The organism is Mycobacterium sp. 1245852.3, assembly GCF_001669335.1.
In the GTDB taxonomy this organism is placed as follows: domain Bacteria; phylum Actinomycetota; class Actinomycetes; order Mycobacteriales; family Mycobacteriaceae; genus Mycobacterium; species Mycobacterium europaeum_A.
In genome coordinates this window covers 1-9,211 of sequence record NZ_LZLL01000154.1, presented here as the reverse complement: position 1 = coordinate 9,211, position 9,211 = coordinate 1, and the positions used below count along the sequence as shown (strand labels likewise).

General features: G+C 70.9%; 12 protein-coding genes and 1 pseudogene. 2 read left to right on the top strand and 11 right to left on the bottom strand.

Features of this window, described 5'->3' with window-relative positions; translation table 11 throughout:
- Positions 1 to 251: pseudogene (locus A9W96_RS06885) on the bottom strand (glycosyltransferase); the annotation flags it as partial.
- On the opposite strand from A9W96_RS06885, the gene A9W96_RS06880 reads away from it, so the two are divergent.
- Together A9W96_RS06880 and A9W96_RS06875 are read left to right on the top strand one after the other, a co-directional pair.
- A complete protein-coding gene (locus tag A9W96_RS06880) occupies positions 189 to 431 on the top strand; it encodes a hypothetical protein (protein WP_066873313.1) in 243 nt (80 codons plus the stop codon). The pseudogene A9W96_RS06885 and the gene A9W96_RS06880 sit on opposite strands and share 63 nt — an antisense overlap.
- A complete protein-coding gene (locus A9W96_RS06875) occupies positions 428 to 1,090 on the top strand; it encodes a DUF2064 domain-containing protein (protein ID WP_066877758.1) in 663 nt (220 codons plus the stop codon). The genes A9W96_RS06880 and A9W96_RS06875 overlap by 4 nt, the downstream gene beginning before the upstream one ends.
- 4 nt (positions 1,091 to 1,094) lie before the next feature.
- Here the strand turns inward: A9W96_RS06875 and A9W96_RS06870 are convergent, their stop codons facing one another.
- From A9W96_RS06870 to A9W96_RS06825, 10 genes are all read right to left on the bottom strand, one after another.
- Positions 1,095 to 2,480, bottom strand: coding sequence for a hypothetical protein (locus tag A9W96_RS06870; RefSeq protein WP_066873307.1), 1,386 nt, complete (start codon positions 2,478 to 2,480; stop codon positions 1,095 to 1,097).
- Between the two features lie 11 nt (positions 2,481 to 2,491).
- The gene (menE, locus tag A9W96_RS06865; RefSeq protein ID WP_067138585.1) at positions 2,492 to 3,583 is read right to left on the bottom strand and encodes an o-succinylbenzoate--CoA ligase; all 1,092 of its coding nucleotides are present in this window, start codon (positions 3,581 to 3,583) and stop codon (positions 2,492 to 2,494) included.
- 68 nt (positions 3,584 to 3,651) lie between these two features.
- Positions 3,652 to 3,954: a DUF3349 domain-containing protein gene (locus A9W96_RS06860; RefSeq protein WP_066873301.1), complete on the bottom strand. Its 303-nt coding sequence runs from the start codon at positions 3,952 to 3,954 to the stop codon at positions 3,652 to 3,654.
- Between the two features lie 56 nt (positions 3,955 to 4,010).
- Positions 4,011 to 4,316: a hypothetical protein gene (locus A9W96_RS06855; RefSeq protein WP_066873298.1), complete on the bottom strand. Its 306-nt coding sequence runs from the start codon at positions 4,314 to 4,316 to the stop codon at positions 4,011 to 4,013.
- Complete coding sequence (locus A9W96_RS06850) at positions 4,313 to 5,551, bottom strand: inorganic phosphate transporter (RefSeq protein WP_066873296.1); 1,239 nt, start codon at positions 5,549 to 5,551, stop codon at positions 4,313 to 4,315. The genes A9W96_RS06855 and A9W96_RS06850 overlap by 4 nt, the downstream gene beginning before the upstream one ends.
- Positions 5,552 to 5,648: 97 nt before the next feature.
- Complete coding sequence (locus A9W96_RS06845; RefSeq protein ID WP_066873293.1) at positions 5,649 to 6,056, bottom strand: VOC family protein; 408 nt, start codon at positions 6,054 to 6,056, stop codon at positions 5,649 to 5,651.
- 53 nt (positions 6,057 to 6,109) lie between these two features.
- Positions 6,110 to 7,006, bottom strand: a complete 897-nt coding sequence (locus tag A9W96_RS06840; RefSeq protein WP_067138583.1) for an SDR family oxidoreductase — start codon at positions 7,004 to 7,006, stop codon at positions 6,110 to 6,112.
- 42 nt (positions 7,007 to 7,048) lie between these two features.
- Complete coding sequence (locus A9W96_RS06835) at positions 7,049 to 7,951, bottom strand: 1,4-dihydroxy-2-naphthoyl-CoA synthase (RefSeq protein ID WP_067138581.1); 903 nt, start codon at positions 7,949 to 7,951, stop codon at positions 7,049 to 7,051.
- 13 nt (positions 7,952 to 7,964) lie between these two features.
- The gene (locus A9W96_RS06830) at positions 7,965 to 8,432 is read right to left on the bottom strand and encodes a nitroreductase family deazaflavin-dependent oxidoreductase (protein ID WP_066873284.1); all 468 of its coding nucleotides are present in this window, start codon (positions 8,430 to 8,432) and stop codon (positions 7,965 to 7,967) included.
- Positions 8,433 to 8,446: 14 nt separating this feature from the next.
- Positions 8,447 to 9,211 (bottom strand): aldo/keto reductase (locus A9W96_RS06825; protein WP_067138579.1); only part of this gene is annotated, 765 nt, incomplete at its 5' end.

Genomic DNA, 9,211 nt, shown 5'->3' with positions numbered 1-9,211 from the left:
CTGTCGAGGGGGGCCGCGCGGACCCGCAATTCCAGCGGGTAGCCGGATCGCCGGTCGGCGACGCCGAGCTGCAGCAGGGCATCGCGGCGGGCCACCCGCATCGGCGCGATGTCGTGCACGGGCAGGCCGTGGCGGGTGCGCAGTCGCCAGCTCATGACGACCGTGCCCACCCGGGCCACCCACGGCCAGTGCAGTCCGGGCACCGGGCGGCGCCGGCCGGTCACCAGGTCGGCGCCGCGCTGCAGCTCGGCGTCGCCGACCGGCGATCCGGCTACCCGCTGGAATTGCTGGTCCGCGCGGCGGCCGCCGGCTGGCGCGTCGTCGAACTCGACATCAGCTACGGCCCACGCACGGGCGGCAAGTCGAAGGTCAGCGGTTCGCTGCGGGGCAGCATCACCGCGATCCTCGACTTCTGGAAGGTGATTTCGTGAGCGTCCTGCCGGTGACCCTGCTGGTGGTCGCCAAGGCGCCCGAGCCGGGCCGGGCCAAGACGCGACTCGCGGCGACCGTCGGCGATCGGGTCGCCGCCGAAATCGCCGCCGCCGCGCTGCTGGACACGCTCGACGCCGTGGCCGCCGCGCCGGTGGCGGCCCGGGTGGTGGCGCTGACCGGGGACCTGGCCGGCGCCGCGAACGTCGCCGAGATCCGCCAGCGGCTGGCGTCGTTCACCGTGATCGCGCAGCGCGGTGAGGATTTCGCGGCCCGGCTCGCCAACGCGCACGCCGACGCGGCCGACGGGCTGCCGGTGCTGCAGATCGGGATGGACACCCCCCAGGTGAGCGCCGATCTGCTGGGCGGCTGCGCGCGCCGGCTGCTCGAGGCGCCGGCCGTGCTCGGGCCGGCCCGCGACGGCGGCTGGTGGGTGCTGGGGGTGGGGGAGCCGGCGATGGCGCAGTGCCTGCGCACGGTGCCGATGTCGGTGCCCGACACCGGTGAGCTGACGTTGAAGGCGTTGCGCGACAACGGCATCGACGTGGTGACGGTGCAGACGCTGGCCGACGTGGACGTCGTCGACGACGTCGCGGTGGTGCGCGGGGCCTGCGCACCCGGCAGCCGGTTCGCGCGCGTCACCCGCGCGGCCGGCCTCTAGCGGGCTACCAGTGCGTCAGGATGATCGTGTTGAGCGCCAGCGCTCCGATCGCGTTGAGCGCCAACCAGATCCGGTGTGATCGCACCGGCAGCAGGGCGGCCGACGCGGGCAGCCAGACGGTGAACGGCAGCCAGATGCGTTCCACCTCGGCCTTGCTGAGCATGCTCAGGTCGGCCAGGACGACGGCGGCCAGCACACCCAGTAGCAGCAGCTGAAAGCCACAGCGGCGGCGGATCGCGGCCCGGTCGAACACCCGGCTGATTCCGGCGACACCGCCCAGCCCGATCGCGCACACCACGCACGCCAGGTTGGCCCAGCTCCAATATTGGAACGGCCGGTCCTTGGCGATGCCCTGCCAATAGCGTTGCTGCACCAGCGTATAGCCGTCGAACCAGAAGAACCCCGCGACGGCGAACGCCACCGCCACCGCGATCGCGGCCAGCGCCGCCGGGCCCAAGGCCCGCAGGACCGCGCGCCAGTGCGCCCAGCGGCCACCCGGCTGGTGGGCCGAGGCCAGCACCGCCAATGCCGGCAGCCCCATCAGCATCAGGCCGTAGTTGCAGAACACGCCCCAGCCCAACAGCAGGCCCGCGCCCGCGGCCGTCAGCGCGGGGTAGCGGATCGGGCGGTGCACCGCCACGGCCAGCAGCGCGATACCCCACGCCGCCACCCCGGCGAAGTATCCGTCGGCGGAGACGGCCACCCAGATGGCCGCCGGCGTCAGGGCGACGAACGGGGCGGCGCGCCGCGCGGTGGGCTCGTCGGCCAGCGCGCGCACGGCGATCACCACCGCGGCCGCCGCGCTCGAGCCGGCCAGCAGGCACAGCAGCCCGGCCCAGGCGCCGCCGTGTAGGCCGAGCCGGTCCAGCCAGACGAACGTCAGCAGCGCGCCGGGCGGATGCCCCGACACGTGGGTGGTCCACGAGTTCGGCTGGTAGTCCACGATCCGGCTGGCGAACGTGCGCAGTGTGGCGGGAATGTCGGTGATGCCCGGCACCTGTGACAGGTATTCGTCCCGGGTGGTCAGTCGCCCGGCGAAGCCGCGCTGCCAGCCGTCGATCATCGCCAACGCGAACGCCCAGCCGCACGCGGTGGCCCAGCTGCCCAATGTCAGCGTCCGCCACGAAAGGCGTTGCGCCACAATGGGTCCCCAGGCCACGACGGCGATCGCGATGGCGATGGCCGGCGCGGTTCCCCAGCCGGCGTGGATCAGCCAGTCGCCGAAGATCGGCGCGGATCCGGCGTGGGTGGCGAACTTCTCGGCGCCGACATCCAGGCGGGGCCGCACTCCGAGGTTCAGCCGCGGCAACACGAACGCCGCCGCCACCAGGACCACCCCGACCGTGACCGCTACCGCTTCGCGCGCTGCCTCCCGTCGAGCGATCCTCACGGACGAACAGCCTATTGATCGCTCGGCGCGGCGAACCGGCGCACCAACGCCGCACGGTCGACCTTGCCGATGCCGCGGCGTGGCAGCGCGGCAACGACGTGCAACTCGCGCGGGGCGGCGGTGGCGTCCAGGGTGCGGGTCACCTGCGCGCGCAGCTCGTCCAGGCCCGGCGCGGCGGATCCGTCTCGCACCACGATCGCGGCGACCACCCGCTGCCCCAGCCGGTCGTCGGCCACGCCGAACACCGCGCAGTCGCTCACGGCCGGATGGGCACACAGTGCCGCCTCGACCGGCTGCGGCAGCACGGTCAGCCCGCCCGTGCTGATCGCGTCGTCTGCGCGGCCCAGCACGGTCAGCACGCCCGCAGCGCTGACGGCGCCGAGGTCATCGGTGCGAAACCAGCCCGGCTCGGCGAACGGATCCGGGTCGACCGGGTTGCGGTAGCCCTTGGCCAGGGTCGCGCCCCCGATGACGATGCGGCCGTCGACCGTGCGCAGCCGCACCCCGTCCAGCGGGACGCCGTCGTACACGCACCCGCCGGCGGTCTCGCTCATCCCGTAGGTGCGGACCACGGTGATGCCCGCCGCGGCCGCGGCGTCGAGGACGGGTCGCGGAGCGGGACCGCCGCCGAGCAGCACCGCGTCCAGCTCGGCGAGCGCGGCCGCGGCCGCCGGATCACCCAGCGCCTTGGCCAGCTGCGCGGCGACCAGCGACGTGTACCGCCGCCGCGAGCCCAATCTCCTTATCGCGCCAGGCAATTCGGTGACGTCGAACCCGGCCGACACATCCATCTCGACCGGTACCGCGCCGGCGAGCGCAATGCGCACCAAGACCTGCACCCCGGCGATGTGGTGTGGCGGCAGGGCGAGCAGCCAGCTGCCCGGGCCGCCGAGGCGGTCGTGGGTGGCCGCGGCGCTGGCCGTCAGCGCGGCGGCGGTCAGCAAGGCGCCCTTGGGAACTCCGGTGGTACCCGACGTCGCCACGACCACGGCCACGTCGTCGTCGATGGATTCCCCGACGCGCAGGCCCGCCCGCAGCGCGGCCGACTCGCGATCGTCGGCCCCGGGCAGCGCGAGAAGTGCGGGGTCGCGCCCGTCGAGCACCCGTTCCAGGGCGGGCAATAGCGTCGAGGCTGCCGCGCCCGGCGAGACGTGCAGTGCGCGCAGTGCGACTATGCCGGGTCCCCGGCCTCGTCGGCTTCGTCGAACGGCCAGCCCTGGGCCGCCAGCCGGACCCGCACGCGCTCAACGTCATCCGGCGACGGCAGCTCGTCGGTGATCTGGGTGATCAGCACGCCGATGTCGACGTCGTCGAACTCACCGCGCCGAACCAGCTCGCAGGCCACGGCCTTGGCTTCGTCGTTGGACAACCGGCGGGCCAGCAGCGCGAGCACCGGGAAGGTGTCGGTCGCCGGAACGCCTTCGGGGTATCCCGCGCGCAGCCAGGACACGATGGAGTTGAGGAATCCGTTCACGCTGATACAGCTCCCCCCGGTGTCCGGTTCGGTAACTCGGTGGGCATTAACCGATGCTACTTGGGTTTCGCTCCGAGGAACGGATAGCCGGTGTGATGTGCGATGAAGTCACGGGCGATGTAGGCCAGCGCCAGCGCGATCACGGCGATCACCAGCGCGTAGATGGCCCACGCCACCCCCGTCAGCACCGGGTTGCGCTGCGTCGCGCTGCCGTTGCTGGCACCGTCGACGTCACCGGCTCCGGCGGACTGCAGCCGGATCCCGAGGGCGAACAGCCCCGGCAGGGCGGCGCCCGCCAGCATGGCGAAGACGAGGATCTTCAAGCTGGCTTGGTAGTTGAACCAGTCGCTGATGTGACTCATGAAGCGCTCGCCTTAACCGTAGGGTCGTCGGAGTCGTGCCGGGGAGCGGTGCCGCCGAGCGTGGGTCCGGCGTCCGACGGCGGGTGCTGCTCGTCGGAGTCGAGCCCGCTGGTCAGGTCGCCCCGCCATTCGGCGTTGACGTTGTTGTGGTCGACCTTGACCTTGCGCGACCGGATGTAGATGGTGGCCGAGACGGCGACCAGCAGCGCGAAGCCGATGATCGCGCCGGGGTAGCCGCCGATCAGGTGCACGATCCAGTAGGTCAGGGCGCCGACCAGGCCGGCCAGCGGCAGCGTCACCAGCCAGGCGACGCCCATCCGGGCGGCGACGCCCCACCGGACCTCGCCGCCGGGCTTGCCCAGCCCGCTGCCCAGCACCGAACCGGTGCAGACCTGGGTGGTCGACAGCGCGTAGCCGAAGTGGGCGGAGAGCAAAATCACCGCGGCCGAAGAGGACTCGGCCGCCATGCCCTGCGGCGACTGGATCTCGACCAGGCCCTTGCCCAGGGTGCGGATGATGCGCCAGCCACCGAGGTAGGTGCCGGTCGCCATGGCCACCGCGCAGCTCACGATGACCCACAGCGGCGGCATCGACGCCGTCTTGCTGACCGAGCCGTAGGAGATCAGCGCCAGGAAGATGATGCCCATCGTCTTCTGGGCGTCGTTGGTGCCGTGGGCCAGCGAGACCAGCGACGCCGAGCCGATCTGACCGCGCCGGAAGCCCGCCTCGGTGCGGGCCTGTGGGACGCCCCGGGTGATCCGGTAGACCAGCCAGGTCGCGACCGCGCCGACCACGATGGCCAGGATCGCCGAGACGACGGCCGGGATGATCGCCTTGGAGATCACGCCCTTCCAGATCACGCCGTGCGCACCGACGGCGGCGATGGTGGCGCCGACGATGCCGCCGATCAGGGCATGTGACGAACTCGACGGGATACCGAGGAGCCAGGTCAGCAGGTTCCAGACGACGCCGCCCACGAGGCCGGCGAAGACCAGTTCCAGCGTCACGATGTTGGAGTCGATCAGGCCCTTGGCGATGGTCGCGGCGACGGCGGTGGACAAGAAAGCGCCCACCAGATTCAGCACCGCCGAGAGCGCGACCGCCGCCTTGGGCTTGAGTGCACCGCTGGCGATCGAGGTCGCCATCGCGTTGCCCGTGTCATGGAAGCCGTTGGTGAAATCGAAAGCCAATGCCGTGATTACGACAATGATCAAGAGGAACAATTGGATGTTCACAGCGCCTGATTCTGGTGGTAGGAGGATTCCATTGTCGAATGCTGAGGCAGTCGAAACGCGGGTGTACCTTGACTCGTCGCCAGATGTTACCTCTCAGTTAACCGGAATTACCCCGCCGTTCACCTCGGGTGTCACGCCGTAGCGGGTGGTCGGAGGGTATTTCGAGGAATATCAGGGTGATCCCGTCGGGGTCGGTCACGTGCATTTCGTAGAGGCCCCACGGCTCCTGGCGCGCCTCGCGCGCGATGGCCACCCCCCGGCCGCGGAGCTCGGCCTGGGTCGCCTCGATGTCGCGGACCTGCAGCCACAGCGCGCCCGGGAAGGGTCCGCGCGAGTGGTCCGGGGAGCCGTAACCGGCCAGTTCGAGCAGCGACTGCCCCGCGAAAAAGACTGTGCCCGCGCCGTATTCACGGGCTATCGCCAGACCGATCTGGTCGCGGTAGAAGGTCAGCGACTGCTGATAGTCCGCCGGCCGGAGCAACATCCGACTGGCCAGGATCTCCATAGCGTCGTGTCTATCACAGTGGCCGGGCAAAACGGCCCGTAGCGGCGGCCGGGTCAGCCGTCGTTATTGCGGTTGGGCTGGATGCTCTGGCGCTGCATGACGGCGTTGACCCAGCGCGGGCCGAACGTGTCCAGCGCCTTGGCGGCGATCGCCATCCGCGGTGCGATGCGCACCGGGCGGGTGCGGGCGGCGGTGATCATCCACTCGCCGGCCTCCTCCGGCGTCAGCGCCGGCATCCCCTGGTAGGCCTTGGTCGGTGCGATCATCGGGGTGGCCACCAGCGGGTAGTACAGGGTGCTGGAGTGCACGCCCTTGTCGCCCCACTCGGTTTCCACCACCCGGCTCACCGTCGACAGCGCGGCCTTCGAGGCGTTGTACACCGCGAACAGCGGTGAGGCCTCCGACAGCACGCCCCACGTCGAGACGTTGATGATGTGCCCGTCGCCGCGCTCGATCATGCCCGGCGCCAGCCCGCGGATCAGCCGCAGCGGCGCGTAGTAGTTGAGCACCATCGTCCGCTCGACGTCGTGCCAGCGTTCCAGCGACTCGGCCAGCGGCCGGCGGATGGACCGGCCGGCGTTGTTGATCAGGATGTCGATTCCGCCGAGACGCTTGTCGACGTCGGCGACCAGCGCGTCGACGGCGTCCATGTCGGAGACGTCGCACGGGATCGAGATGGCGTCACCGCCCGCCGAGGTGATGCGGTCCGCGAGCGCGTCGAGCAGCTCCTGGCGGCGGGCCACGACGACCACCGTGGCACCCGCCCGGGCGAACTGTTCGGCCGCGGCCTCGCCGATGCCCGATGACGCCCCGGTGAGCAAGATGCGCTTGCCGGCCAGTTCGATCGGCTTGATCAGCGGACGGTTGACCAACACTTGCGGCGCCATCGGAGGGCGCATGGTCGCCAGCACGAACTGGTCGGCGATCCGGCGAAGGGGACTCTTGCTCACGGGAGGCGAGTCTAGGCGGTGGCCCCGGGCACCCCGGGCCGCTCAGAAGTAGCGGGGGAACCGGCTCCAGTCCGGGTCGCGCTTTTCCAGGAAGGCGTCGCGGCCCTCGACGGCTTCGTCGGTCATGTAGGCCAGCCGGGTGGCCTCGCCCGCGAACAGCTGTTGGCCCACCAGGCCGTCGTCGAGCAGGTTGAACGCGAACTTCAGCATCCGTTGCGCCTGTGGGGATTTCGCGTTGATCTCGCGCGCCCAACCGATGGCCTCGGATTCCAGCTCGGCATGGTCGACGACGGCGTTGACCGCGCCCATGTGGTGCATCTGCTCGGCGGTGTAGGGGCGGCCGAGGAAGAAGATCTCGCGGGCGAACTTCTGGCCGACCTGGCGGGCCAGGTACGCGCTGCCGTAGCCGCCGTCGAAGCTGCCGACGTCGGCGTCGGTCTGTTTGAAGCGGGCGTGTTCGCGGCTGGCCAGGGTGAGGTCGCACACCACGTGCAGGCTGTGCCCGCCGCCGGCCGCCCACCCGTTGACCAGACAGATCACCACCTTGGGCATGAAACGGATCAGCCGCTGCACTTCGAGGATGTGCAGCCGGCCGGCCCTCGCGGCGTCGACGGTGTCCGACGTCTCTCCGGAGGCGTACTGGTAGCCGCTCCGGCCGCGGATTCGCTGGTCACCGCCGGAACAGAACGCCCAGCCGCCGTCCTTCGGCGACGGGCCGTTGCCGGTGAGCAGCACCACCCCGACGTCCGGCGACATCCGGGCATGGTCGAGTACGCGGTACAACTCGTCGACGGTGTGCGGCCGGAACGCGTTGCGCACCTCGGGCCGGTCGAACGCCACCCGCACCGTGGCGTCGTCGACGTGGCGGTGATAGGTGATGTCGGTCAGGTCGCCGAACCCGTCCACCGGACGCCACTGGTCGGCATCAAAGGGGTTGTCACTCAAGGTTTTTGAACTCCTATGCCGGGTCCAGCCGAAATACCGGACACACGCCCGCCAGCGCCTCGAACTCCTCGGGGCGACCATCGGTGACCAGCCCCGAGCGCTTCATGAAGCCGACGCCGGTGGGCACCTCGGTGGGAAACGCCCGCAAGAACGGGCGCGCCGCATCGGCGGACAGCTCCACCATCCGCACCCGCTCGCGGTGCCGACCGCGGGCCAGCGTCGCGTACTCGGCGGCACGGACGTTGCGGATCCAATCCGCGCCCGGAAACCCGGCCACCACATAGCGTTTGCCGTCCACCGTCATCGGCGTCACCGGCGTCGACCGGGGTGTGCCGGACTTGCGGCCGGGCACGGTCAACACCACCGGGCTTTCACCACCGAAGCTCAGGCCCAGCCGCGAGAGCCGGATGAAGACCTTGTTCGCCGGCTTCAGCCACCACGGCGGTTTGGGGGACGGCTTGCTGCCGTCGGGCGTACCCATGCCTGACACAGTAGTCAGCTCTGGGGCGCCTCCAGGAAGGGTTCGACGCCGTGCGCCCAGGGGTCGGCGCCGGGTTCGGCGACGGCGTCGAGCCGGGCGACCGCCTCGGCGCTCAGTGTGACGCCCGCCGCGGCGATGTTCTCCTCGAGGTGGGCGACCGACCGGGTGCCGGGAATCAGCAACGTGTTCGGCGCGTGCGCCAAGATCCAGGCCAACCCGACCTGGGCGCCGCTAACGCCCAACTCGCCGGCGATGTCGGCCACCACCGGGTTGTCGGCGACCTTCGGGAATCCGGGGAACGCCGAGCCGAGCGGGAAGTACGGCACCCACGCGATGCCCTCGTCCACGCACAGCTCGAGCATGGCTTCCTGGGAGCGGTCCAACAGGCTGTAGGCGTTCTGCACGCAGACGATGCCGGCGGGCAGCGCTCGCCGCAGCACGTCGAGCGACACGCTGCTGATCCCGATCGCACCGATCTTGCCCTCGTCGCGCAGGGCGATCAGCTCGGCCAGCTGGTCGTCGAGGTCGACGATCTGGTCGCCCTCGGCGGACATGCCGATCCCGGTGTCGAGCCGCCGCAGGTTGACCACCGGGACGCGATCAAGGCCGAGCTGGCGCAGGTCGTCTTCGACGGCGGCGCGCAGTTCGGCGGGCCGTTGTGCCGGCGCCAGCGGGATCGGTTGTTCGCCGGTGTAGCGCGCGCCGACCTTGCTGACGATGACGAGGTCGTCGGGGTAGGGGGCCAGTGCCGCGTGGATCCGGCGGTTCACCTCGCCGGG

Bases quoted from the DNA above. Each gene is read 5' to 3' on its own strand.
- A9W96_RS06855 (WP_066873298.1), bottom strand. From the start codon at position 4,316: ATGAGTCACATCAGCGACTGGTTCAACTACCAAGCCAGCTTGAAGATC.
- A9W96_RS06830 (WP_066873284.1), bottom strand. From the start codon at position 8,432: ATGGGTACGCCCGACGGCAGCAAGCCGTCCCCCAAACCGCCGTGGTGG.
- A9W96_RS06845 (WP_066873293.1), bottom strand. From the start codon at position 6,056: ATGGAGATCCTGGCCAGTCGGATGTTGCTCCGGCCGGCGGACTATCAG.